This window comes from Delftia sp. Cs1-4 (assembly GCF_000214395.1).
Taxonomy (GTDB): Bacteria; Pseudomonadota; Gammaproteobacteria; order Burkholderiales; family Burkholderiaceae_C; genus Comamonas; species Comamonas acidovorans.
The window spans coordinates 3,014,490-3,035,788 of record NC_015563.1 but is presented as its reverse complement, the minus strand read 5'-3'; the positions used below and the strand labels follow the sequence as shown (position 1 = coordinate 3,035,788).

Sequence of the window (21,299 nt, the reverse complement as noted above, 5' to 3'; positions counted from 1 at the left end):
ACATGAAACAAGAACTGATCGGGCCCACAGCAACTCTTGCCGGAGCAATGCTCTCGAAGATCGAGTTGGAGTACAGCGACTTCACGCGGGGCATCGTTGCCAAGACGTTCGAAGACGCTTACTACGCCCTGCTGGAAGGCATTCGGCGCGTGGACACTGCAGAAGAAGCCCGGCGTGCGGGGCAGGCACAACACCCCTCCCAAGACGGAAGCTGACGGGCGCCGGCAACCTTCCCATACGTGCGTCCTGCTGCGCTGCAGGGTCAAAAAGAAGGCCGCCCCTCGGCCCCAACTCTTCCCCGAAAACCTTTTGCTCGTCGGCTGGGCCCCGCCCAGGCGGCACGGCTTAGGCATGGCCGGGCTCCTGGGCGGGGGCTGGGGCCGGGGCTGGGGCCGGGGCTGGGGCCGGGGCTGGCGCGACGTCAGCTTGGCTCATCCGCCACAACGCAGCCTCCACTCGATCCGAAATGCGGGGCGGAAGGATGTCCGGCCACTGCGAGATCGCCTGAGAGTTGATGCCTATGGCCTCCGCAGCTTTCGCTACGGAGCCACCAAGTAGTTGGATGGCTTCGGTCTTGTTCATGCCGCGCATGTTAGCCGACTTACAAACAAAAGAAAAGCACACTAACATGCAAGCCAAGTAAGCTAACTTACGTGACTACGCTTCAAGAACGCATCAACGAACTCATGGTCGACAAAGGTTGGACCGTGGGAGACATCGCCAGCACTGCGGGTGTCTCATCCTCTGCTGTTTCTCAGTGGAAGGATGGGCGCACCAAGACAATCAAATTGGAGCCAGCCACAAAACTGGCGAGTGCGTCTGGGTACAGCGCAATGTGGATCAGCACGGGCCAAGGCCGAAAGTTCGGCCCTCCTACAGCTGGCAACGTGGAGCCCGCCGAAGGATCTCGCGGCAAGATTCCGCTCATTTCCTGGGTGGCTGCGGGAAAATGGTGTGATGCAGCCGATCCTTTCGTTCCAGGAGATGCAGAACGATGGCTCGACTGCCCAGTGCCGTATGGGGCGAACTCATTCGCCTTACGAGTCAGGGGAGACTCGATGACCGCACCCACAGGTAACTCACGCACCTATCCGGAAGGCTGCATCATCTTTGTAGATCCAGAAAAAAGATCGCCCCTAAATGGAGATCGGGTTGTCGCATGCCTTGATGACTCGAATGAGGTAACTTTTAAGGTCTACAAGAATGAAGACGGGAGACAGTGGCTTCAGCCACTCAACCCCTCTCATGAACCCATCCGCGACCGGTTTAAGATCGTCGGCACGGTACTTGGCAAGTGGGAAGACGGGTAACCTTTCCTGGAGAGGGAGATGGAAGCAGCTTCAAGAAAAATCGAAGAGGGTGTTTACGCCAAAGTCGCAGGGGAGATCTCGGAAGGGATCAAGTCGGATGGACTCTGGGCAATGGCCATTGCGCACTCAGCTGGCCAGCCGGACCTTGCCAAATCTCTCTATATCCAGTACCGCGCTCAGTCCATCGTGGACGAAATGGAACTGAAAATTGCGCGCGACCTTCAGGCTTCGCGCCAAGCAGAAGTAGATGCCAAGGCGAAGGAAAAGTTGGCCATCGAAAAGCGGGTACATGAACTTTCCACCCCCATCGGGCGAGACACCGTGCTGCCAAAATGGGTGTTCTACGCATTCGTGGCAGCCATAGTTTTCGTGGGCGTTCAGCTATACAAGCACTACAGCTAGACAAGTTCTCAGCATTGCCAGGAGCCACCGCAAAGGTGGCTTTTTTTTTCGACCATCAAAAAGTACCCTAACATTTTGATGTAAGCACACTTGACACACGATGTTAGTGAACTTACAGTGCATCCCAACGACCCAGCCACCTGCCCCCAAGCAGGCCAAAGCTGCAAGTCGCCAGGGACTCAGTCCCGGGGCGCCCGGATGCAAGCCAATCCTCCGGTGAGGGTGGAACCCAAGAGCAAGAAAAACCAGCGGCGTGGGTGCGTCGCGATTGGGCCCGCAAGGGTCCAAACCTCAGCGTCTTCTGAGAGGGTGCTGAGGTTTGATCAAGGAGCACGACATGGACTATGCGGGGCGCTACTTCAGCGATTTCAACGGGGCGCTTGAGGAGCTGGACTTGCTGTTTCCGATGCCGATCGAGGAATTCGAGCGGCGCTGGCCCGGCGTCCGGGGCTTCCGAAACGACTGCAACAGGAAGTGGGCGGGACGGTCGTCGAGCGGCGAATTGCTCCCTGTGACGCACAAGCCGAACCAGAGCGGCCGACTCACTTCTGAATGAACGTCGCCCCCGGCCAAGTGCTGGGGCCATCACGAAGGCAGATTGCGAAGCGCTCGGGAGGCGTCCCGGCTGGACTCTGGTTCACCCAGACAAATTCGCTGCAGTCTGCCCCCGTGATGGCCAATCGTGACGGGTAGTTGCCCACCCGCAAGCGGTGAGAGTCCGCCAAACCGTTGTAGAGGGAAAGCCGGGGCGAATACGGCCGGCCATCTTCATTTCCGACTGCGATACGATGCCCGCCATATCAATCACAACAAGAGAGGGGCATTCAATGCTGAGGCTCATTGTTTACGTGCTGATCGCGGTGGCGGCCTGGAAAGCGTACACGGCATATCAAGCCAAGACTGGCGACCTATCGCCCACCCTGCTGCTGACGGAGCCACGGCCTCGCAGCATCGACGTGGGCAACAGCACCTCCAGCGCGCCCAAATACACCTGCGACGGGCGCACGCACTGCTCGCAGATGACCTCCTGCGAGGAGGCCAAATTCTTCTTGCGCAACTGCCCCAACACGAAGATGGATGGGGACAACGATGGCATCCCTTGCGAGCGTCAACTCTGCAACTGATGCCAACGATCTTTTACCTCCCGTACATGTTTTCCTGATCATGTCCGGGCCATACTGAGTTCAACAGTTTCACGCCGAGCCTGGGTTTCCTCCTCCCTCCCTCTCTAATTCCCAGGCACGCCTTTCAGGCATCGGCACTTTCCTCCAAAGGCCCGCAGCTATTCAGCTCGCGGGCCTTTTTCATTCCCCGGCCCGCAGCGGCCGCAACCACCACCACAGGAGATTCAGCCATGCTGATGACCGCCAACCCCTGCGCGGATGCGGAGCGCTGGGAGAACGAGATGGACCGCCGCGCCGCTGCGGCTGATGAAGACAGGGCCCGCGCCATGCAGAAGCTGCAGCGCGCCGCGGCCTTCCTGACGCCGGTGGACTGGTTCCACGAGCGCATGCCCGGCCCGTTTGGTCTGCCCATGTCGTTCGACGAAATGCTGGCCGAGGCCATCGCCGACGGTGACCACGACAGCATCACGGCGCTCGGCGCGCTGATGGTCAGCCAGCCGGCCCTGCAGCTGCGCACCGCCGTCATGACCCACATCGCAACCTGTTATCCGGAGAGCATCAATGCTGCCTGATACCCGCCCACCCATTCAGCTCCAGCAGCTGCCCCGCCGCAAGAAGCCCGCCCGCCAGCGGGCTTCACTGCTTCTGGGCCTCGCCGCCCTGATCGTGCTTGGCCTGCTGGCCCTCACCGGCTGCGCTGATGTCGGCGCACAGGAGCCCCAGCCCACGCCCGAGGAGCAGCGCATTGCGCGCGCCGCGGCCCGGGCCTGCGAGGGCCTCACCCCGGTCTTCGAGGCCGGATCCGTTTTGTGTTTCAAGGAGAGATAGGCCATGCCCGAATATGCATTCCCGGGCCTCAATGCCCAGTTCACTGGCCTCAGCAGCGACGGTGACGAGCGCTACGAGATCGCGCCCAGCGGTGGCATGCTGCTGCGCGATCACTTCGCAGGGCTGGCGATGCAAGGCCTGTTGGCCCGCGCGTTCACCAAGGACGAGAAGGACCGCCCGTTCGTGGAGTGGGTCGCCGAGTTCTCCTACGAGATCGCGGACGAGATGCTGCGCGCCCGCGAGAAGGAGCCGCCATGCCAGCCCTGACATACGAGCAGCTGGCCCAGCAGCTGCGCGAGACGACAGAGCAGCGCGACGAGCTGGCCGCCCTGGTCCGCGAGGCCGGCGACAAGCTCAACCGCTGCCTGCCAGCCGGCGGCCAGTTCTGGCTGGCCAGGCTGGCCCAGATCCTGCCGCAGGAGGTGGCTGAAGCATGAACACCCTACTCCACCTGTTCCTCTGGCTCGGCCTGAGCGCCATCTGCGCAGGCTTGGCCGGCATCGCTGCGGGGCTGACATGATCACGCTGGCCGACGCCCCCCAGTTCATCGTCCACTACAGCGCCCAGGGCACGGACGAATGGAAGCGCGACCGCGCTGGCGTCATCACGGCCAGCATGTTCGCCACGGCGCGCGAGCGCGTTGGTGGCCTGACGGAGCAGCAGGCCGCCCTGGTGGCAGGTATCCGCGCCGGCATGGCCCTGGATGCTGCGGCGGCACAGGCCGGCTACAAGACGCGCCCCAAGCTCACCGAGACCGTGCAGCGCGCCATCGAGGGGCTGCCCATCGGCGACTTCAGCGAGGCCGCCAAGAGCTACGCCCTGCGTCTGGCAATCGAGCGCGGCAGCCGCGAGCCGCTGGACGAAGGCTTCGAGACCTACGCCATGCGGCGCGGGCACGAGCTGGAGCCCATGGCGCGCGCCGCGCACGAAGTGCATGCCGGCGTCGAGGTGCTGCCCTGCGGCTTCATCACGACGCCCGACCGCTTCTTCGGTGCCAGCGCAGACGGCCTGATCGAGCCGGACGGCGGCGCCGAATACAAGTGCCTCATCGACCCGCTGCGCCTGCGCGCCAGCCTGCTGGACAACGACATCAGCGAGTTCATGGACCAGGTGCAGGGTGGGATGTGGATCACCGGCAGGCGCTGGTGGGACTTCTGCATCTATTGCCCGGCCCTGGCCGCCGTGGGCCGCGACTTCACCCGCTGGCGCGTGCCACGCGACGACGACTACATCGAAACCATGGAAGCCGAGCTGCTGCAGTTCAAGCAGCTGGTGGACCAGTACGAAACCGCCCTGCGCGGCAACACCCAGGAGCACCCTGCATGACCACCACCATTCCCCAGGCGCCCGCCGCCGCCCGCCCCCTGGCGCAGATGAAGCCCAAGGAGCAGATCGCCCACCTGCTGCAGAGCAAGCGCGGCGAGATCGCCAAGATGCTGCCCAAGCACCTCAACGCCGAGCGGCTGCTGAAGGTGGCCCAGATCGCGGCCACGACCACGCCGGCCCTGGCCAATTGCGACGTCGCCAGCCTGGTCGGCGCCATCGGCCAGTGCGCACAGATGGGCCTGGAGCCCAACACGGTACTGGGCCATGCCTACCTCGTGCCCTTCAACACGAAGCGCAAGGATGCCAACGGCAACGAGCGCTGGGTCAACAGCGTGCAGGTGATCATCGGCTACAAGGGCCTGATCGACCTGGCCCGGCGCAGCGGGCAGATCGTGAGCATCGCGGCGCACGAGGTCTGCGAACATGACACCTTCGACTTGGTCTATGGCCTGGACGAGAAGCTGGAGCACCGCCCGGCCATGGGTGAGCGCGGCGCCGTGATCGGCTTCTACGCTGTGGCCAAGCTCAAGGACGGCGGCCACTGCTTCGAGTTCATGAGCCGCCTGCAGGTCGAGCAGATCATGGCCGGCACCCAGAGCAAGGGCAGGTACGGCCCCTGGAAGGACAACTTCACGGAGATGGGCCGCAAGACCGTCATCCGCCGCCTGGCCAAGTACCTGCCGCTGTCCATCGAGTTCCAGACCGCCGCCGCGCTGGACGGCATGGCCGAGGCCAGCAAGGACCAGAACCTGGACACCAGCACCATCATCGATGGCGAGTTCACGGTGATGCCCGACGACATGCCGCCCGGATACGACCAGCAGCATGACGGCGTGATCGATTCCGCTGCAGCGCCGGCCGCGTCCGCCCAGGCTCCAGCACAGCCGCCCGCCATCGGCTACAGCGCCCCCGAACTGCTCGCCCAGATGCTCAAGGCCAAGAGCCCCGAGAAGCTGGACGAGGTGGCCAGCTTCATCGGCGACCTGCCTGTCGAGGAAGACCGCAGGAACCTGAACGCCAAGTACGAGGCCCTGCGCGCGGAGATGCCCGGGGCATGACCGCCACCACCATCCCGGCCGCCGAGTTCGCCGCTCGGCTGGCGGGCCTGATCACTGGCCTACCCATCGGCGCGGACAACCTCACGCCGGAGCAGGTCTCCGGCGCCTTCTTCCGCGTCGCCATGGAGGCCGAGAAGCTCGGCCGCGAGTACGCCGCCCAGGCCCTGGGCCAGCCCATCCCTGTTTCCACCACCACCACCACCGAGGACCATCCCCATGGCATTTGAACTTGCCGAATCCACGGCCGTCACCATCACCAACGCCAACCCGCGGCGCGAGCTGCACGGCGAAGAGAAGGTGCGCGCCATCGACATCTCGTTCCAGTTGACCGGGGAGAACACCCTGCTGGACCTGCTGGAGCCTGGCCTGCGCGAGCACCACTACTGCAACAAGGCGGCCACGGCCGGCCAGGAGGCGCTGCCCGGTGTGCTGATCCCGCTGCCGAACCTGCGGCACCCGCAACTGCCCCTGCTCTATCACTACGGAAAGGGCCAGAAGTGGCGCGGCTACCGCTTCATCTGGGACTGGGGCATCGAAGACGCGCACGTGGACTTCATGGACGCCGTGCTGACCGGCCTGCACTACGAGCTGAGCGAAGGCGGCAGCGTCACCATCAAGGGCACCGTCCAATACAACGGCGACGAGTTGCAGGACAACGATGTCTTCGGCGAGCTGTCCGGCCTGGCAGCCGAGGGCGAGATCTACATCAAGCTGCTGGCCCCGGCCGAGCTACTGCAGGCCAAGAAGGGCTACCGCGCCGGCAAGCCCGACACGCCGGCCAGCCAGCCGGACAACGAGGACCAGCAGGAGCTGCGCGAGGAATGCGAGGACGAGCCGCCCACCGACCCGAACCACCCTGTGAACCAGACGCCCGAAGACGCCTTCGCGGCGGCCGTGACCGGCGAACCAGCCTGAACCATCCACTGAACCACCCACGGCGCCCGCGCGGCGCCACGAAAGGAAAACCGATGTCCGAATACCAGACCCTGCTGGCCCGCAAGGCCGAACTCGAAGCACAGATCGCAGCTGCTCAGGCAGAAGCCAAGGCACAAGCCGTCGCCCAGGCCCGTGCGCTGATCCAGGAGCACGGCCTGACCGCTGCCGATGTCTTCCCCGCCGCGAAGGCAAAGGGCAGCGTGGGCGCCCCGAAGTACCGCGACCCCGCCACCGGCGCCACCTGGACCGGCCGGGGCAAGCCCCCTCTGTGGATCAAGGACGCAGCGGACCGCGGGCAATTCCTGATCGAAGCAGACAAAAGTTAGGCAACGGGCTGCCGATACACCAAGTAAGGAGGTGCGCGCCAAGTCTAGGCGGCACCTCAAGCCCCTGGATGCGCACACCAGGGGCTTTTTCTTTGGAGACTGATACTTCCAAACCGGGCCGAGGGCAAAGACCGTGCCCACCTTCTGATCAAAAATTTAAAACTGTAAGACAGCGACACAAAGGTCAAAGGGGACAGTTTGGCGCTAGTATTTCTTCTCACTTTATGAAAGAGAGAGAAGCATGGGCACCAATATGCTCGAATGCTTTCTGTACCAGAGCAAACTCGCTCCTGGTGTCGATGCAACCTGTGTCGCGCAGATCGTCAAAACAGCCCGAGCCTTCAACGAAAAAGCCCAGATCACAGGCATCTTGGTGTTCGACGGCGAGTTCTTCTGCCAGTACATCGAAGGGCCCAGCCATCAAGTCCAAAACTTGATCTCGTTGCTGGCCAGTGATCCCCGGCATATCGACTTCACTCCTCTGCTGCATCTCAAGCGCGAGCCGTACCGAAGATTCAGCAAATGGACCATGGCCTACCACCTGGTAGACGACGCGGAGGTGCTGGAAGGGATAGGCACCCGCCCTGGAGAGCTTGCCCTGCAAAAGCTCCAGGACCTGATACCGCAACTCGACACTGACTGACCAGAACCGGCCCCAGCCGGTTTTTTTACGCCCACATCCAAGAGGCATGAGCACAGCGCATGGGCGCTGTCCTGATACCTCCCCTCCCCCATTCCAAAGCCTGACCGGGTAACGCCGCCGGGCTTTTTTCGTTTCTGGAGCCCCGATGCAATACCAGCTGGAGCACGGCGACTGCCTGGATGTGCTGCGCAAGCTCGCAGACAGCAGCGTCGACGCCATCGTGACCGATCCGCCCTATGGCCTGAGCTTCATGGGCCGCAAATGGGACTACGACGTGCCAGGCGTGGAAATCTGGGCCGAGTGCCTGCGCGTGCTCAAGCCGGGCGGCCACCTCCTGGCCTTCGCCGGCACACGCACCCAGCACCGTATGGCCGTGCGCATCGAGGACGCCGGATTCGAGATCCGCGACATGATCGCCTGGGTGTACGGGTCGGGCTTTCCGAAGTCGCTGGACGTGAGCAAGGCGATCGACAAGGCGGCCGGCGCCAATCCCGTCGTGGTGAGCGAGGGCAATGCCATCAAGCGCATGATCCCTGGTGCCGACCAGAACGCTACCGGCAGCTGGATCAAGGACAACGGCCGAGAATACGTGCCCACGGTGACCATGGCAGCAACTGATGCAGCAGCGCAGTGGCATGGCTGGGGCACCGCACTGAAACCAGCGCTCGAGCCGATCACCGTGGCGCGCAAGCCTCTGGCGGGCACCGTTGCGGCCAATGTGCTGGAGCACGGCACAGGGGCGCTGAACATTGATGGGTGCCGAGTGGCGATCGACCCGGCTGCTGATGCGAGCCAGTTGCGCACAATGACGCGCGGACGACGCGAATCCGGTGACGGCTGGGGTATGAGCACTGTTGCCAGCGACACACCGCAGGTGGTGCGACAAGAAGGCCGCTGGCCCGCAAACCTGATCTATGACGGCAGCGACGAGGTAGCAGCTCTGTTCCCGCACAGCACCAGCGGCGCCATGAAGTCCAGCACCCAGCGCGCAGCTCAGGACGAGCCCGGCAGCGTCTGCTACGGAACTCTCGGTGGCGCGGTGAGCAGCGTAGACGTGCCGGCCAGCTCCGGCAGCGCAGCCCGCTTCTTCTACTGCGCCAAGGCCAGCCGGTCAGACCGCAATGCAGGCCTCGCCACCGGCTCCATTCCAGCAGTCGGTACCGGCGCGACCATGCGCGAGCGCGAGGATGCCGACTGGCCGGCGCGCAACGGCAACCACCACCCCACGGTCAAGCCGACCGACCTGATGTCCTATCTGTGCCGACTGGTGACGCCGCCAGGTGGCTTGGTCCTCGATCCCTTCATGGGCTCAGGTAGCACAGGCAAGGCCTGCATGCGTGAAGGGTTCCGCTTCCTGGGCATCGAGCGCGAGGCCGAGTACTTGGCCATAGCCCGCGCGCGCATCGAGCACGAGGCCCGCCGCCATGGTGCTCTGGCAGCCGAGGCCCTGCCAGCAGAAGCCATCGCGGCAGTTCCAGAGCCGCCCGAGCGCCATGTGTCACAACCCAAACCAGAGCCCGCACAACGCGGGCTTTTTTGATGGCCGTCCCCAACGGGGATCAGCCCTGCTGCTTATGGAGCTTCGCGCGATGAATCTCGAGATACTGCCGCTGTTTTGTTGTGAATGGCCCCACATTCTTCTGCGAGTACAGACCCCAACCATGCATGGCACTCACCACCCACGCGCCGGCGGTGATGATCTGCCCCTCATCCGTAAAGCTGATCAAGTGTCGATCGAATAGTCGATCCACATGAGGTGAAAGCAGCAGCCCGTTGTGTCCATCCAGCCGCTCGTCGTTCGTGGAATCCTTCCAGGGCTTGATGTGGCTGGCCACCAGAAGCCGTGGGTCTGAAACCCCAGTGAGGCGGCAGCGCTTTTCAATCTGCATGAGGTTGGTGCGATAGATGCCCTGGCCACGGCGCGCTTTCACCAACTGCTCGATCTCTGTGGATGAAAGCGTTGGGGATGCGCTGAGCTCCTGCTGGACCTGGTCTGCTTCCAGTTCCATGAGCTGCTCATCGTGTAACTCAAGCGCTGCGTCATTGGCCTTGCCTGCCAGGTCCAAGATCTTCTCGCCCAGTGCCTGAGACACCGATGCAAGGTACACCCCCTGGTTGCCATCTCCGCTGGCACGGATAGGCGAGTACTTCTCCGGGAGATCACCGGCCAACACACCCATGTGGTGCTTAGGCCGAACCGGGCTTTCGAGCAGTTCCCATGCAACAGGCACCAGCCAACCATCTGCGTGCCATGCGTCGCCGGCTTTGCCGAAATCTTCGGGCTTGCCCTCGTCTCGGTATCCGGACGTGGCCACGCCAATCGCTTTGACCTGGCCGTCTGCATACGAGATCACCGTGTCGCCCTTCTTCACCAGGCGCAGGTTTTCATAGGTCTGGTTGTACCCGCCGTTGGCCTTGCGCTGGGGGCTCCAGATGTACCCGCCTTCGATCTCGGACTTGAAAGTCTGTTTGTGATTGACCCACCAATACGCCATTGCCCTCTCCTTTTCGGCAGAGAGGGTAAGCCATTTGTCCTGCCGTCGTCCGCGAAAGCGGACCTTTTCCATATTTGCCCTCATGACCTTTACTCGACCTCGACCCGGCGAGCTGCTTCAACACGCCGGTCACCTCATCAACGGCCTGGGCACACCTAAGTGGCCCAAGTGATAAAGGAGATCTGAATGGCCAGCAAGAAGCCCATGCACTGGCGCGACAAGCGCGCGTCGCTACCCGACAACGACGAACCACACACCTGGCCCGCACCCGCGGGCCTTTTCACGCCTGGCACCAACCGCAGGCACTGGAGGAACAAGCCATGACCAAGAAAGAAAAAATCGAAGCTGCCAGCGGCGGGGGCGCGCTGGCCATCGTGACGATGCGCCCCATCTCGATCAGCCTTCAGGAGGCAGCGCGGGCGGTGGATCTGTCCGAGTCGCAGATACAAAAGCTGGTGCAGACCGGCGATTTCCCCAGGCCCCGACAGCTCAGCGCGCGCCGCGTGGGCTTCATCGTGGCAGAGGTTGAGGCCTGGGTGATGTCGCGGCCGCCATCGGAGTGCCTGCCGGCGCCAGACAGCGGCTACGGTCGCGCAGGCAAGCCTGGCAAGTCCGCCTTACCGCCTGGCTAAGCAGGCAGACCCTCAAGCTTGCGCACGGTCTGGTACAGCCTCTTCACCCAGACCTGTTTCTGCGCATCGAAGGTGTGAAGGTTGTAGCTGGCCACCATGACCCCGGGTTTGTGGCCGATGATGGCCTCGCCCACATCCTCCGGGCAATCAATTGCGCTGAGCAGCGTGCGCGCCGTGCGCCGCAGTGCGTGGGGCGACCAATCCACCACAGCGCAGACCAGCCCATCACCGGCACGCCTCTTGGCCTTGGCGGACTCCGGCATCAACGAATAGACGTAGCTGGAGAACGTGTTGCGGTGGTACGGCCGGAACTTCCCACCCCGACCCGTGAAGAACAGCCACCCTTCCCAGGCCCCGGACACGCGGCGCTGCACGATCTCCAGCGCCTCACCGAACAGCGGAACGCGGTGGTCAACAGTGTCTGCATCCCGTTCCATCTTGAGCAGGTGTGCGGGGAACGTGATCCACCAGCCGTCCTCCTCCTGCGACACGTACTCAGTGCGCAGAGCAAAAATCTCGACACCCCGCATGCCGGTATAGAGATACAGCAGCAGCCCATCCAGCGCGCTCTGCGACATATTGGCCCGGGCCCACGGCAGGAGCTTGCGCAGCTCCGCCTGGGACAACACCCGGCGCCGAAACCCCACATGCTCCCCTCCGACGATTTTCCCCTTTGAACGCAATTGGCCCTTCAAAAGGCTGCGCCACCAATTCGGCGCCGCGCCATCGATCTTCCCTGCATCGAGCCCCCAATCCCACGCCTGCCCCAGCAGTGCCCGTAGCTTCTTGGCTGCCGCAGGAAGGTCTCGCCGCTTGTCGAGCACGTCGTAGGCCTGGGCTCGGGTCACGTCACGCGGCGCCGTCCTTGCAAGCACCGCCTCCTCATCCAGCATCCGTTCCAACGCGCTCCAAGCCCGGGCCGCACCCTCGGTTTGGCGCAGCCCCGCAAGGTGATCGCGGAAGCCTTCCAGCAGCGCACGCACGGTCGTAGCCACTGCTGGGCCATTCTTGGCCATGGTTGCCTGGCGACGCGCTGCAACTGGATCAACTCCAGCACTGCGGCCATCGCGCTTTTCTCCCCAAGCCGAAACGGCTTCAGCCAACGACATCTCCGGCCAATGGCCGAGCCGGACCTGTTTCATCAGTCCAGCAGAGTCCTTGTAGCGATAGGTCCAGGTCTTGCGCGATTGGGACGCGACCAATCGCAATCCATCACACCCCTGGACTAGCAGATGCGAGCCTGGCTGAAGCTGCTTTGCGGACCGTGAATCGAATAGCACTAGAATCCCCCCAGAGTCATGGCGTAGGTTTGATTGCCAAAGGCGTAGGGAGCAAAAACCTACGCCAAAACCTACGCCAAAGTCCTAAGTGTAGATAGATTTCGTTGGATGCTAAGTTGAAGTTTTGCGGCAGAAACGGCGCGAGATTTCGAAGAAAAACAAGCACTTAGCGAAGAAATTCGTGCTTTGACAATGGCTTATCTAAAGCGGGCGTCGTTCAATGGCAGGACCTGAGCTTCCCAAGCTCATGATGAGGGTTCGATTCCCTTCGCCCGCTCCAGATTTCCTGGAGCAAAGTCCATCAGTCCCGGATGCACATCCGTCACTGATATCCCCACGGACCGCCTTCCGCGCGGCCCGATCTCTCCCGCCTCCGACCTCTCCCCCGCTTTTCTCCGCGACATTTTTTCGCTCCCCCGCGACGGATCCGTGCTGCCCGCGCGTTGAACCCAATAAGGCCGCCTGATGTGGCCGATGCAGGAGTCTTTCATGTCCTCATTCCGTTTGACTGTTCGCCGCGCCGTCCGTCCGCTTGCGCTGGCACTTGCCGCCGGCAGCCTGGCCGCGCTGGCCGGCTGCGTGGTAGCGCCTGTTGCGCCCGTGGCGCCCGGGCCCTATGTGGTGCCGCCGGGCGTCGCCTATGTGGCGCCTGCCTATCCGATGCCCAGCGTCGGCTTCGTATGGCAATACCACCCGCGCTACGGCTGGGGCTGGCACCATCCGGTCTACGGCTGGCATCGCGGCTGGCGTTGAGCCGCGCGACGCTGGCTGACCCCGCCACTACACCGATGCCCTTTGGCTGAAATCGATGACCCGGATGCCGACCTGCTGGCGAGACTGGCCCGCGGTGAGCCGCAGGCCGCCCGCGAACTGGTGGAGCGCAAGCTGCCACGCATGCTGGGTCTGACCCAGCGCCTGCTGGGCAACCGGGCCGAGGCTGAAGAGGTGGCGCAGGAAGGCCTGGTGCGCGCCTGGCAGCAGGTGGGCCACTGGCAGCCGGGCCAGGCCCGCTTTGACACCTGGCTGCATGAGGTGGTGCTCAACCTGTGCCGCGACCGGCTCCGCCGGCGCTCGGTGCGGCGCGAAGAAGCGCTGGACGAGCACGCCGAAGCCGCCGCCTTCGCCGACCCCGGCCCCACACCGGAGCAGCAGCTGGACCACGCGCAGCACAGCGCCCGGGTCGCCGCTGCCCTGGATGCACTGCCTCCGCGCCAGCGCGAGGCGCTGGTGCTGCACTACTACCAGGCGCTGCCCCAGGCCGAGGCGGCAGCACTCATGGGCGTCTCCGTGGATGCCCTGGAAAGCCTGCTGGCCCGTGCGCGCCGCAGCTTGCGCGCCCGCCTGCAGGACGCAAGCACGAGCACGAGCGCAATCGCTGCACCCGCACCCGCAGAACCTGGAGGATCACCACCATGACGCCAGATCGCTTTGAACAATTGGCCGACGCCTGGGGCGCCGACCTGCGGCGCTGGCCGGCACAGGAGCAGGCTGCGGCACGCGCGCTGATGGAACAGCCGACCTTTGCGCCTGCGGCCCGGGCCTTGCTCGCCCGTGCAAACGAACTCGACACGCTGCTGGGCAGCCATGCCGTCGCGCCCCCCAGCGCAGCGCTGGCAAGCGCGGTGCTGGCCGGCTTGAAAGCTCGCCCAGGCATGGCGACTGCGCCCGGCCAACCATCGCCGCATGCATGGCCGCAGCCCCGTGGTACTGCGCCCGCACGGCCGGTGCGTGCCAGCGGCCGCAAGCCCTGGCATGGCTGGTGGTCCGGCGCCAGCATCGCCGGTGCGGGCCTGGCCGGTGTGGCCGCAGGCGCTCTGGCCGTGGCCTTGCTGATAGGCACGGCCTTGCCCACGGCCCGGCCGGCACAGTCCGAAGGCGGCTGGTGGCCGGGCACCGCCTTCGACACGGGCGGCGCCTTGGTGGAAGGAAGCGAGGAATGACGATGAACGAATCCCCCATCGGCGATGCCCCCCGCACGACGCACCTGCGCCGCTGGCTGTGGGCCTCTGCCCTGCTGAATCTGTTTCTGGTGGGCGGCATTGCCGGTGGCACCTGGCGCTGGTGGGCACACCAGGCCGAGGCCAGGTCGGTAGCCACATCCACGCAGACAGGAACGCCCACCGGAGCACAGGCAGGCAGCCCCCCGGCCACTGCGCGCGGACTGCGCTTTGCCGCAGACGGCCTGCCGCCCGAACGGCGCCAGGCCTTCCGTACAGGACTGCGTGAAGTGCGGCGCGAGGCTGCTGCGCTGACCCAAGGCAGCCGCGAAGGCCGCGCCGAGGTGATTCGACTGCTGGCTGCGCCGCAGTTCGATCGCACTGCCGTCGAGGCTGCATTGGCACGCACCCGGGCCGCCGACACGGCGGTGCGCGAGCGCGTGGAGGCGCACGTGGTCGACTTCGCGGCCCAGCTCACGCCGGCGGAGCGACAGACACTGGTGCAGGGGCTGGCAGCGCAGCAAGGCCCCTTCCATGTGCCCGCATCTCCGGCCAGGCGCTGAGGAGCACAGGACGCGCCTGCCACGCCCGCCACGCCCGCGATTTTTCGAGGTGAAGCCATGAATTCTGCCGCCATCGCCCTGAACCGCTTCGGCCTGGGTGCCCGCCCTGACGACGCACTGCCCGCCGACCCGCAGCGCTGGCTGCTGGACCAGTTCGCGCGCTACCAGCCACAGCCCCCTGCCTGGGCCGGTCACACGGACACGGACGCGCTGCTGTCCGGCTACCAGTCCCGGCAGCGCGAGCTGCGCAGCCTGCCTGAAGACCAGCGCGCCGCCGCCCGCCAGCAACTGCGCCGTGGCGCACGCAACGGCTACCTGGACGCAGTGAACGCACGCCTGGCCAGCGCCATCGACACACCCACGCCGTTTGTGGAACGCCTGGTGCATTTCTGGTCGAACCACTTCGCGGTCTCGGTGGAAAAGCCCGTGGTGCTCGACCTGGCCGGCGCCTACGAGGCCGAGGCCATACGCCCGCACGTGCTGGGCCGATTCGAGGACCTGCTGCTTGCCGCCGTGCGCCACCCGGCCATGCTGGTCTATCTGGACCAGGCCCAGTCGGTGGGACCCGCCAGCCCCGCTGCACAGCGCGCCGCCCGGCGCAACCCGGACAAGACACGCGGCCTGAACGAAAACCTGGCGCGGGAAATCATGGAGCTGCACACCCTGGGCGTGCGCAGCGGCTACACCCAGCAGGATGTGACCGAGTTCGCCCGCGCGCTCACCGGCTGGAGCCTGGGCAATGACGCAGGCAGCCCGGCTGCCGGCGCCGGCTTCCAGTACCGACCGGCATTGCACGAGCCCGGACCGCGCCGCCTGCTGGGCCGCAGCTATGCCGCAGGCGGGCAGGAGCAGGCGCTGGCCATCCTGCGCGACCTGGCGGCCTTCCCCGCTACCGCGCTCCATGTCGCGACCAAGCTGGCACGGCACTTCGTCGCCGACGATCCGCCGCCCGCGCTGGTGCAGCGCCTTGCGGCCGCCTACCAGCGCAGCGGCGGGGACCTGCCAGCCGTCTACCGCGCGCTGATCGATTCGCCAGAACCCTGGGCCGCGCCAGCCACGAAGTTCAAGACACCCTGGGAATGGGCCGTCTCTTCCATGCGCGCACTGGGCCGGCGCGAGTTGAAGGGTGCTCAGGCCGCCGGCCTGCTCAACCAGCTCGGCCAGCCGGTGTGGCGGCCCGGCTCGCCGGCCGGCTACGACGACATCGCCGCCAGCTGGGCTGCGCCCGATGCGCTGGTGCGCCGTGTCGAGCTGGCGCAGCGGCTCGCAGCCCAGGCCGGCAACAGCGTCGATGCGCGCGCGCTGGCCCCCCGATTGCTGCCCGGCGATGCACTGGGCGCGGGCACGGCCGAGGCCATTGCCCGATCCGAAAGCGGCAGCGGCGCACTCGCGCTGCTGCTGGTCTCGCCCGACTTCCTGCGCAGGTGAACACCATGACCACGATCCATACGACCGCCCCGAACATCGCGACCAGCACGATGGCCAGGCGCAATCGCCGACATTTCCTGGGCCTGCTGGCCGCAGGCACCGGGCTGGCACTGGCCGCGCCCCACCTGGCGCTGGCGCGTGCAGCCACCGAGCGCCGCTTCGTGTTCATCATCCAGCGCGGCGCGGCCGACGGGCTGGAGACCCTGATTCCCTATGCCGACCCCGGCTACGCCCGCCTGCGCGGCGCCATCGCCGTGGACACGGCTGCGGCCACGCGGCTGGACGGCATGTTCGCGCTGCATCCCTCATTGGCCGAGACCGGCAGGCTCTACGCCCAGGGCCAGGCGCTGTTCGTGCACGCGGTCGCATCGCCCTACAGTGACCGCTCGCATTTCGACGGCCAGAACGTGCTGGAAACCGGAGGCAGCGCGCCCTATCAGGTCAAGGACGGCTGGCTCAACCGCCTGGTCGCCCAGTTGCCGCACCGGCAAGAGGCCATTGCCTTCGCGCCCACCGTGCCCATGGCGCTGCGCGGGCCGGCGCAAGTGGCCTCCTACGCGCCTTCCTCCCTGCCCCAGGCCAGTGACGACCTGCTGCTGCGCGTGGCCAGGCTCTACGAGGGAGATGCGCAGCTGCATGCTCTCTGGACTTCCGCCATGGACACGCGCGGCGTGGCCATGGACGGTGGCAACAACCGGCCGCGCCTGGATGGCGCCAGCCTGGGAAAGCTGGCAGCCGGCTTTCTTGCCCGCCAGGACGGGCCGCGCATCGCCATGATCGAAACCGGCGGCTGGGACACGCACAGTGCACAAAACAACCGGCTGGCAGCCCAGCTCAAGAACCTCGATGCACTGATTGCGGCGCTGCATGACGGCCTCGGCGATGCCTGGTCGCAGACCGTGGTGCTGGTGGCCACCGAGTTCGGCCGCACGGCTGCGGCCAACGGCACCGGCGGCACCGACCACGGAACAGGCGCCGTCGCCATGCTGATGGGCGGCGCGGTTCAGGGCGGCCGAGTGCTGGCCGACTGGCCTGGCCTGCAGCCCGGCCAGCTATTGGAGAACCGGGATCTGAAACCGACTACCAGCGTCGATGCACTGATTGCCTCGGCAGCCGGCGAATGCTTCGGCATCGACCCGCAGCGGCTGGCGCGCAACCTGTTCCCCCAAGGCCATGCCCTGCCAGGCGGTGCCCCGGCGCGGTCGCTGCCGCCATTGCTGAGAGCCTGAACGCGGGCCGCACGCCAACATGACACAAGGGCCGGCGCCTCAAGGCGGCCGGCCCTTGTGCCATGTGCGCAAGATCTGGCGAGATCTGACCGGTGGCCGCGCAGTGCCTGCTCAGTGGCCGCTCAATGGCCAATCTCACGGCTGACCTGGTTCTCCTGCTGGTTCAGCACATGCTGCTCGCTGCGCGTGATATGACCTCCGTTCTGGCTGGCCATGAGGCGTTCTTCCTGGCGGATCTTGCGGTCCTGCTGGTGCAGCGCAGCCGCCTGGCCATGGCTGATCTCGCCCTTGCGCACTTCGTTGTGGATACGGCGGTCCTGGTTGGCCAGGCGGCCGTTGACCTCGGCACGGCGCGGATGGGCCTGGTCCCAGGTGGCGGCGGATGCGGCGCTGCCGAGGCCGGCCAACGAAGCAGTGGCAATGACGAGCATGAAGGCTTTGCGCAGGGACATGGTGTTTCTCCTTGAAAGGATGTGGACGGACGTTGCTTGCAGAAAGCCGATGTCGGCTTGCCACATCACTTCAACGCACGGCCAAGGCCAATCCGTCGCGGATCAAGCAAGTCCATCGTCCGTCCGGGGCCGCGCACGCTACATTGGCAAGCACCGTATCCGACCCACCTCACCAGGCAGCATGCAGCACACCCTCTCTTGCGAGAACACCACCGAAGACATCCAGCTGAGCGCCGTGCGTGTGCGGGGCATGAGCGTCTGCGATGGCATCGCACGGATGCACATGGATCTCGAAGCCCGGGGCTCGCCCGATGCACTGGACGTGATGCACCACTTCTTCAACTACCACTGGCTCAACGACCTGGACCTGCCCTATCTCGCCGCGCTTCTGGATCTGCGCAATCCTCAGGTGCGCGCCGTCAGCCTGCGTGAGGACGGCTGGGCGCAGATGGAGCCGGACCAGCGCCAGGTGCGCATCTGCAGTACCTACGGCGATTCACCCTGTGCGCTGATCGCCTGGGAAGAGTTCAGCGCGGCCATGCAGCTCAAGCACCGCTTTCTTGGCCTGATGCGGCGGTATGAGGGGCACGGCATTCCTCGCTACAGCGTGTCGGAAGGCTTCAGGGTCCGGCTTCACGCGCCCGGACTTGAGGGGGCCCGCGCACAGGCTCGGTGATCGATGCGGGCCATGCTCGCTCGCATTGCTCAGCTACGGCGCCTCATCCTCCGCGCCCTCGGGCCCTACCCACCAGGCCCAGTTTTCTTCCTCGTCGGGCACGGGCAGTTCGCGGGTCTGCACTGCGTCGATACGGCGCCCGGCGCCACCGGCTTGCCATGCGTTGAGCACGGCATCGACGGCGGCGCGGTCCACTGCGGCGATGCCCAGGTTGCGATCGGTCTGCCAGGACGGTTCGCCCTCGCGTGGCGAAGCTTCTTCGGCATGCTGGTGGGGCGTGCCGTAGCTGCAGCGCATGCAGTAGTGGCGGATGCTGGCCGTCCAGTCCTCGGCATAGCCGATGCCCGGGGCTTCGGTACCCAGCAATTCCTGCAAGTCCTGCGCATTGGCGCAGGTGATGAAGACCACGAAGGTCTGGAATGCCGAGGGCTCCAGCCGCTGCAGCTCGTTGAAGACCGGCACTTCGCGCTGGCCGTTGAACCGCTGACCGGTGGAGGCGCCGTCGTGCAGCACGATGTCGCCGAAACGATGGCCGCTTTCGGGCAGCGGCACGTTGAGCAACTGGGCGCGCACGGGGTCGATGCGGCGCATGAACACGGTCTCGCCGCCCTGCCAGGGGTGCAGGCGCACCACGGCCACGCCGTAGTCACCCTCGATGGGGCCCTGCTCGCCGGGCACCTGGATGCCGCAGGCCTTCCACAGCCTGCGCGCCGTGGTCCAGTCGGACAGCGCCGTGGCCGCGATGGCGCCATTCCAGAGGCTGGCTTCATCGTCTTCGCCCGCCAGTGCAATGGCGCGCAGGTTGTGCTCCAGCGATGGCTGCCAATCGCGCTGGTACTTGCGCGCCAGGCCCAGCATGTAGTGGTAGTGGCGGTTGTCCGGCATGTGGGCTGCCAGCGCCTCGAAGGCCTGGGCGGCCTCGGCCAGCGCGCCGCATTCCATGTCGGCATAGGCCTGGTCGTGCAGGGCTTCGAATTCGTCGGGTGCGGAGGAGGTCACGGTGCTGCGATGGGGCAATGCTGGACAGTGCCAGGCGGCTATCGCACGCCGGGCGATGAGCTGCCCATGTCGACTTTCAGGTCCGGGAAGGAACTGACCATCTGGACCTTGAAGTCGGGGAAGGAGGTGACGATCTTCCACTCCCCGCAACTGTCTGCAAAGGAGTCCACCACCTTGACCTTGAGGTCCGGGAAAGAGCTGGTGGCCTGCACCTTGATGTCGGGAAAGGAGTGCACGATCTGGACCTTGCCGTAGAGGCGGATGCCTTTGTAGGTGCAGTTTTTCTTGTCGAAGTCTGCGGCGTGAACGAAGGCCGGCAGTGCGAGACAGGCGAGGACAAGGCTGAAACGCGGCAGAAGTGGCATATGCGACAAGGGAGTGGGTCTTGAGAAACAAGCCAGGCCATGGCTTGCGGCCGCCCGCATACTAGCAGGCCGACCCACCCCTGCGAATGACGTCCCGCACATGCCGTCCATCCGTCCTCTGCGCCCCCTGCTGTTGCTGTTTCTGGCGATCTCGGTCGAGGCGCTGGCGCAAGCGCCAGCTCCCGAACCTGTCACCGCGGCTGCGTCTGCCACTGCATCCGCCGATGCTTCCGCCGCTGCTTCCGTTTGCAGGCACCGGGCCGACACCGCCTGCCTGCAATCCTTCAACCTGCCGGGCGATGCGGGGCGCATGCGCTACTACGCATCGCAGGCGCCGGGGGGCAGCAACGGCGCAATGCCCCGGTCCGCGCTGATGGTGATGCACGGGCATCCGCGCGATGCCAACCGCAGCTTCGAGGCCGGCCTGCGGGCCGCCGAAGGCGCGCAGCGGCTGCAGGACACCCTGGTCATCGCCCCGCTGTACCAGGTGCCCGAGGACCAGGCTGCGCATTGCCACAGCCGTGGCGTGCCCGCAGCCGGGAACGCAGACGCGGTATGGACCTGCGCTGGCTGGCTGGCCGGCGAGCCCTCGCTGGGGCCGCATCCGATAGGTTCTTTCGCCGCGCTGGATGCGCTGGTGGCCGAGCTCGTGCAGCGCTGGCCCGGCCTGCGCAGCGTGACCCTGGCGGGGTTTTCGGCAGGGGCGCAGATGCTGCAGCACAGCGTGGCCTTTGCTGCCGATGCGCCGGGCACAGTCACCTTGCGCTACGTGATCGCCGACCCGGGCACCTGGCTGTATTTCGATCCCGTGCGGCCACAGCCGCAGATGGCCGGGCAGAGCACCGACTGGGCAGCCTGCGGCACAGGCGCGGCGTTTCCGGGGGCGTGCAGCTATGTCTTCCATGCGCCGCCCGCCGCCAGCGCCTGCCCGGGCCATGACCGCTGGAAGTACGGCCTGCAGGACCTGCCCGGCCACCTGGGGCGCAATGCGGCTGCCGCGCGGGCCCGCTATGCGGCCGCGCAGATCGACTACCTGGAAGGCGCCCTGGACAGCAGCGCGGACAAGGGGGCGTTCTATCCCATCCTCGACAAGTCCTGCGCCGCCATGCTGCAAGGCCCGTTCCGGCTGCAGCGAGGCCACGCCTTCGCGGCCTACGAGCGCGAGCTGCTGGCGCCGCAGCGGCCACGCCGCTTCGTCGTGGTGCCGGACTGCGCCCATGATGTGGCTTGCGTGCTGCCGTCCCTGGCCGCGCGGCCCCTGCTGTTTTCACCAGCGCCCTGACCCCGCAA

Annotated in this window: 30 protein-coding genes and 1 tRNA gene; 26 read left to right on the top strand and 5 right to left on the bottom strand. The window is 65.6% G+C overall.

Annotated elements, in window-relative coordinates; translation table 11 throughout:
• Positions 1–2: 2 nt before the first annotated feature.
• The 16 genes from DELCS14_RS30475 to DELCS14_RS31455 all read left to right on the top strand — a co-directional run bounded on the left by DELCS14_RS30475 (position 3) and on the right by DELCS14_RS31455 (position 9,493).
• The gene (locus DELCS14_RS30475) at positions 3–215 is read left to right on the top strand and encodes a hypothetical protein (RefSeq protein WP_013802089.1); all 213 of its coding nucleotides are present in this window, start codon (positions 3–5) and stop codon (positions 213–215) included.
• Between the two features lie 438 nt (positions 216–653).
• Positions 654–1,310 carry an XRE family transcriptional regulator gene (locus DELCS14_RS29870; protein ID WP_013802088.1) on the top strand — a complete coding sequence of 219 codons (657 nt, stop codon included), beginning with the start codon at positions 654–656 and terminating at the stop codon, positions 1,308–1,310.
• Positions 1,311–1,328: 18 nt separating this feature from the next.
• On the top strand, positions 1,329–1,712 hold the full coding sequence (locus tag DELCS14_RS13365) for a hypothetical protein (protein ID WP_013802087.1): 384 nt from the start codon (positions 1,329–1,331) through the stop codon (positions 1,710–1,712).
• Positions 1,713–2,049: 337 nt separating this feature from the next.
• Positions 2,050–2,268, top strand: a complete 219-nt coding sequence (locus DELCS14_RS13360) for a hypothetical protein (RefSeq protein WP_013802086.1) — start codon at positions 2,050–2,052, stop codon at positions 2,266–2,268.
• Between the two features lie 271 nt (positions 2,269–2,539).
• Positions 2,540–2,836, top strand: a complete 297-nt coding sequence (locus tag DELCS14_RS13355; RefSeq protein ID WP_013802085.1) for an excalibur calcium-binding domain-containing protein — start codon at positions 2,540–2,542, stop codon at positions 2,834–2,836.
• Positions 2,837–3,066: 230 nt separating this feature from the next.
• Complete coding sequence (locus DELCS14_RS13350) at positions 3,067–3,408, top strand: hypothetical protein (protein ID WP_013802084.1); 342 nt, start codon at positions 3,067–3,069, stop codon at positions 3,406–3,408.
• Positions 3,398–3,664, top strand: a complete 267-nt coding sequence (locus DELCS14_RS13345; RefSeq protein ID WP_013802083.1) for a hypothetical protein — start codon at positions 3,398–3,400, stop codon at positions 3,662–3,664. Before DELCS14_RS13350 ends, DELCS14_RS13345 begins: the two co-directional genes overlap by 11 nt.
• A 3-nt stretch (positions 3,665–3,667) precedes the next feature.
• On the top strand, positions 3,668–3,931 hold the full coding sequence (locus DELCS14_RS13340) for a hypothetical protein (protein ID WP_013802082.1): 264 nt from the start codon (positions 3,668–3,670) through the stop codon (positions 3,929–3,931).
• Positions 3,919–4,101 carry a hypothetical protein gene (locus DELCS14_RS13335; protein ID WP_013802081.1) on the top strand — a complete coding sequence of 61 codons (183 nt, stop codon included), beginning with the start codon at positions 3,919–3,921 and terminating at the stop codon, positions 4,099–4,101. Before DELCS14_RS13340 ends, DELCS14_RS13335 begins: the two co-directional genes overlap by 13 nt.
• A gap of 79 nt (positions 4,102–4,180) precedes the next feature.
• Positions 4,181–4,990, top strand: a complete 810-nt coding sequence (locus DELCS14_RS13330; RefSeq protein WP_013802080.1) for a lambda exonuclease family protein — start codon at positions 4,181–4,183, stop codon at positions 4,988–4,990.
• Positions 4,987–6,048 (top strand): recombinase RecT, encoded by a 1,062-nt coding sequence (locus tag DELCS14_RS13325; protein WP_013802079.1) that lies wholly within the window; start codon positions 4,987–4,989, stop codon positions 6,046–6,048. The genes DELCS14_RS13330 and DELCS14_RS13325 overlap by 4 nt, the downstream gene beginning before the upstream one ends.
• On the top strand, positions 6,045–6,275 hold the full coding sequence (locus DELCS14_RS13320; RefSeq protein WP_013802078.1) for a hypothetical protein: 231 nt from the start codon (positions 6,045–6,047) through the stop codon (positions 6,273–6,275). The genes DELCS14_RS13325 and DELCS14_RS13320 overlap by 4 nt, the downstream gene beginning before the upstream one ends.
• A complete protein-coding gene (locus DELCS14_RS13315; RefSeq protein ID WP_013802077.1) occupies positions 6,265–6,963 on the top strand; it encodes a hypothetical protein in 699 nt (232 codons plus the stop codon). Before DELCS14_RS13320 ends, DELCS14_RS13315 begins: the two co-directional genes overlap by 11 nt.
• Positions 6,964–7,016: 53 nt before the next feature.
• Positions 7,017–7,310 carry an H-NS histone family protein gene (locus DELCS14_RS13310; protein ID WP_013802076.1) on the top strand — a complete coding sequence of 98 codons (294 nt, stop codon included), beginning with the start codon at positions 7,017–7,019 and terminating at the stop codon, positions 7,308–7,310.
• Between the two features lie 241 nt (positions 7,311–7,551).
• Positions 7,552–7,953 (top strand): BLUF domain-containing protein, encoded by a 402-nt coding sequence (locus DELCS14_RS13305; RefSeq protein ID WP_013802075.1) that lies wholly within the window; start codon positions 7,552–7,554, stop codon positions 7,951–7,953.
• Positions 7,954–8,098: 145 nt separating this feature from the next.
• Positions 8,099–9,493, top strand: coding sequence for a DNA methyltransferase (locus DELCS14_RS31455; RefSeq protein WP_013802074.1), 1,395 nt, complete (start codon positions 8,099–8,101; stop codon positions 9,491–9,493).
• Between the two features lie 19 nt (positions 9,494–9,512).
• Here the strand turns inward: DELCS14_RS31455 and DELCS14_RS13295 are convergent, their stop codons facing one another.
• Positions 9,513–10,520 (bottom strand): HNH endonuclease signature motif containing protein, encoded by a 1,008-nt coding sequence (locus DELCS14_RS13295; RefSeq protein WP_228676887.1) that lies wholly within the window; start codon positions 10,518–10,520, stop codon positions 9,513–9,515.
• 248 nt (positions 10,521–10,768) lie between these two features.
• Between DELCS14_RS13295 and DELCS14_RS13290 the strand changes: the two genes are divergently transcribed.
• Positions 10,769–11,080 (top strand): AlpA family phage regulatory protein, encoded by a 312-nt coding sequence (locus tag DELCS14_RS13290; RefSeq protein ID WP_013802071.1) that lies wholly within the window; start codon positions 10,769–10,771, stop codon positions 11,078–11,080.
• On the opposite strand, the gene DELCS14_RS13285 is transcribed toward DELCS14_RS13290, so the two are convergent.
• Positions 11,077–12,312: an integrase arm-type DNA-binding domain-containing protein gene (locus tag DELCS14_RS13285; protein WP_157158337.1), complete on the bottom strand. Its 1,236-nt coding sequence runs from the start codon at positions 12,310–12,312 to the stop codon at positions 11,077–11,079. The genes DELCS14_RS13290 and DELCS14_RS13285 overlap by 4 nt on opposite strands.
• A gap of 254 nt (positions 12,313–12,566) precedes the next feature.
• On the opposite strand from DELCS14_RS13285, the gene DELCS14_RS13280 reads away from it, so the two are divergent.
• The 7 genes from DELCS14_RS13280 to DELCS14_RS13250 all read left to right on the top strand — a co-directional run bounded on the left by DELCS14_RS13280 (position 12,567) and on the right by DELCS14_RS13250 (position 17,517).
• Positions 12,567–12,640 (top strand) — tRNA-Gly (locus DELCS14_RS13280).
• Between the two features lie 209 nt (positions 12,641–12,849).
• A complete protein-coding gene (locus tag DELCS14_RS13275; protein WP_013802069.1) occupies positions 12,850–13,113 on the top strand; it encodes a hypothetical protein in 264 nt (87 codons plus the stop codon).
• Positions 13,114–13,155: 42 nt separating this feature from the next.
• Positions 13,156–13,776, top strand: coding sequence for an RNA polymerase sigma factor (locus DELCS14_RS13270; RefSeq protein ID WP_013802068.1), 621 nt, complete (start codon positions 13,156–13,158; stop codon positions 13,774–13,776).
• Entirely contained in the window at positions 13,773–14,300 is a 528-nt protein-coding gene (locus DELCS14_RS13265; RefSeq protein WP_013802067.1) for a hypothetical protein, read from the top strand. Before DELCS14_RS13270 ends, DELCS14_RS13265 begins: the two co-directional genes overlap by 4 nt.
• 2 nt (positions 14,301–14,302) lie before the next feature.
• Positions 14,303–14,860 (top strand): periplasmic heavy metal sensor, encoded by a 558-nt coding sequence (locus DELCS14_RS13260; protein ID WP_228676886.1) that lies wholly within the window; start codon positions 14,303–14,305, stop codon positions 14,858–14,860.
• A 57-nt stretch (positions 14,861–14,917) separates the two neighbouring features.
• Positions 14,918–16,288, top strand: a complete 1,371-nt coding sequence (locus DELCS14_RS13255) for a DUF1800 domain-containing protein (protein ID WP_013802065.1) — start codon at positions 14,918–14,920, stop codon at positions 16,286–16,288.
• 5 nt (positions 16,289–16,293) lie between these two features.
• Positions 16,294–17,517 (top strand): DUF1501 domain-containing protein, encoded by a 1,224-nt coding sequence (locus DELCS14_RS13250; protein ID WP_013802064.1) that lies wholly within the window; start codon positions 16,294–16,296, stop codon positions 17,515–17,517.
• Between the two features lie 122 nt (positions 17,518–17,639).
• On the opposite strand, the gene DELCS14_RS13245 is transcribed toward DELCS14_RS13250, so the two are convergent.
• Positions 17,640–17,969: a hypothetical protein gene (locus DELCS14_RS13245; RefSeq protein WP_013802063.1), complete on the bottom strand. Its 330-nt coding sequence runs from the start codon at positions 17,967–17,969 to the stop codon at positions 17,640–17,642.
• Between the two features lie 181 nt (positions 17,970–18,150).
• Here DELCS14_RS13245 and DELCS14_RS13240 point away from each other — a divergent pair, with 181 nt between their 5' ends.
• Positions 18,151–18,645 carry a hypothetical protein gene (locus DELCS14_RS13240; protein WP_013802062.1) on the top strand — a complete coding sequence of 165 codons (495 nt, stop codon included), beginning with the start codon at positions 18,151–18,153 and terminating at the stop codon, positions 18,643–18,645.
• Positions 18,646–18,678: 33 nt separating this feature from the next.
• On the opposite strand, the gene DELCS14_RS13235 is transcribed toward DELCS14_RS13240, so the two are convergent.
• On the bottom strand, positions 18,679–19,644 hold the full coding sequence (locus DELCS14_RS13235) for a hypothetical protein (protein ID WP_013802061.1): 966 nt from the start codon (positions 19,642–19,644) through the stop codon (positions 18,679–18,681).
• Between the two features lie 38 nt (positions 19,645–19,682).
• Positions 19,683–20,009, bottom strand: coding sequence for a hypothetical protein (locus DELCS14_RS13230; protein ID WP_225971107.1), 327 nt, complete (start codon positions 20,007–20,009; stop codon positions 19,683–19,685).
• A gap of 100 nt (positions 20,010–20,109) precedes the next feature.
• On the opposite strand from DELCS14_RS13230, the gene DELCS14_RS13225 reads away from it, so the two are divergent.
• Positions 20,110–21,291: a hypothetical protein gene (locus tag DELCS14_RS13225; RefSeq protein ID WP_013802060.1), complete on the top strand. Its 1,182-nt coding sequence runs from the start codon at positions 20,110–20,112 to the stop codon at positions 21,289–21,291.
• Positions 21,292–21,299 lie beyond the last annotated feature (8 nt).

What these genes read in the sequence shown, in the direction of transcription:
- DELCS14_RS13355 (WP_013802085.1), top strand. Translation starts at nt 2,540, where the DNA reads ATGCTGAGGCTCATTGTTTACGTGCTGATCGCGGTGGCGGCCTGGAAA.
- DELCS14_RS13240 (WP_013802062.1), top strand. Translation starts at nt 18,151, where the DNA reads ATGCAGCACACCCTCTCTTGCGAGAACACCACCGAAGACATCCAGCTG.
- DELCS14_RS13325 (WP_013802079.1), top strand. Translation starts at nt 4,987, where the DNA reads ATGACCACCACCATTCCCCAGGCGCCCGCCGCCGCCCGCCCCCTGGCG.
- DELCS14_RS13345 (WP_013802083.1), top strand. Translation starts at nt 3,398, where the DNA reads ATGCTGCCTGATACCCGCCCACCCATTCAGCTCCAGCAGCTGCCCCGC.
- DELCS14_RS13320 (WP_013802078.1), top strand. Translation starts at nt 6,045, where the DNA reads ATGACCGCCACCACCATCCCGGCCGCCGAGTTCGCCGCTCGGCTGGCG.
- DELCS14_RS13265 (WP_013802067.1), top strand. Translation starts at nt 13,773, where the DNA reads ATGACGCCAGATCGCTTTGAACAATTGGCCGACGCCTGGGGCGCCGAC.
- DELCS14_RS13290 (WP_013802071.1), top strand. Translation starts at nt 10,769, where the DNA reads ATGACCAAGAAAGAAAAAATCGAAGCTGCCAGCGGCGGGGGCGCGCTG.
- DELCS14_RS13305 (WP_013802075.1), top strand. Translation starts at nt 7,552, where the DNA reads ATGGGCACCAATATGCTCGAATGCTTTCTGTACCAGAGCAAACTCGCT.
- DELCS14_RS13350 (WP_013802084.1), top strand. Translation starts at nt 3,067, where the DNA reads ATGCTGATGACCGCCAACCCCTGCGCGGATGCGGAGCGCTGGGAGAAC.
- DELCS14_RS31455 (WP_013802074.1), top strand. Translation starts at nt 8,099, where the DNA reads ATGCAATACCAGCTGGAGCACGGCGACTGCCTGGATGTGCTGCGCAAG.
- DELCS14_RS13295 (WP_228676887.1), bottom strand. Translation starts at nt 10,520, where the DNA reads ATGGAAAAGGTCCGCTTTCGCGGACGACGGCAGGACAAATGGCTTACC.
- DELCS14_RS13360 (WP_013802086.1), top strand. Translation starts at nt 2,050, where the DNA reads ATGGACTATGCGGGGCGCTACTTCAGCGATTTCAACGGGGCGCTTGAG.
- DELCS14_RS13340 (WP_013802082.1), top strand. Translation starts at nt 3,668, where the DNA reads ATGCCCGAATATGCATTCCCGGGCCTCAATGCCCAGTTCACTGGCCTC.
- DELCS14_RS13315 (WP_013802077.1), top strand. Translation starts at nt 6,265, where the DNA reads ATGGCATTTGAACTTGCCGAATCCACGGCCGTCACCATCACCAACGCC.
- DELCS14_RS30475 (WP_013802089.1), top strand. Translation starts at nt 3, where the DNA reads ATGAAACAAGAACTGATCGGGCCCACAGCAACTCTTGCCGGAGCAATG.
- DELCS14_RS13230 (WP_225971107.1), bottom strand. Translation starts at nt 20,009, where the DNA reads ATGCCACTTCTGCCGCGTTTCAGCCTTGTCCTCGCCTGTCTCGCACTG.
- DELCS14_RS13260 (WP_228676886.1), top strand. Translation starts at nt 14,303, where the DNA reads ATGAACGAATCCCCCATCGGCGATGCCCCCCGCACGACGCACCTGCGC.
- DELCS14_RS13365 (WP_013802087.1), top strand. Translation starts at nt 1,329, where the DNA reads ATGGAAGCAGCTTCAAGAAAAATCGAAGAGGGTGTTTACGCCAAAGTC.
- DELCS14_RS13310 (WP_013802076.1), top strand. Translation starts at nt 7,017, where the DNA reads ATGTCCGAATACCAGACCCTGCTGGCCCGCAAGGCCGAACTCGAAGCA.
- DELCS14_RS13250 (WP_013802064.1), top strand. Translation starts at nt 16,294, where the DNA reads ATGACCACGATCCATACGACCGCCCCGAACATCGCGACCAGCACGATG.
- DELCS14_RS13330 (WP_013802080.1), top strand. Translation starts at nt 4,181, where the DNA reads ATGATCACGCTGGCCGACGCCCCCCAGTTCATCGTCCACTACAGCGCC.
- DELCS14_RS13275 (WP_013802069.1), top strand. Translation starts at nt 12,850, where the DNA reads ATGTCCTCATTCCGTTTGACTGTTCGCCGCGCCGTCCGTCCGCTTGCG.
- DELCS14_RS13255 (WP_013802065.1), top strand. Translation starts at nt 14,918, where the DNA reads ATGAATTCTGCCGCCATCGCCCTGAACCGCTTCGGCCTGGGTGCCCGC.
- DELCS14_RS13245 (WP_013802063.1), bottom strand. Translation starts at nt 17,969, where the DNA reads ATGTCCCTGCGCAAAGCCTTCATGCTCGTCATTGCCACTGCTTCGTTG.
- DELCS14_RS13225 (WP_013802060.1), top strand. Translation starts at nt 20,110, where the DNA reads ATGCCGTCCATCCGTCCTCTGCGCCCCCTGCTGTTGCTGTTTCTGGCG.
- DELCS14_RS13335 (WP_013802081.1), top strand. Translation starts at nt 3,919, where the DNA reads ATGCCAGCCCTGACATACGAGCAGCTGGCCCAGCAGCTGCGCGAGACG.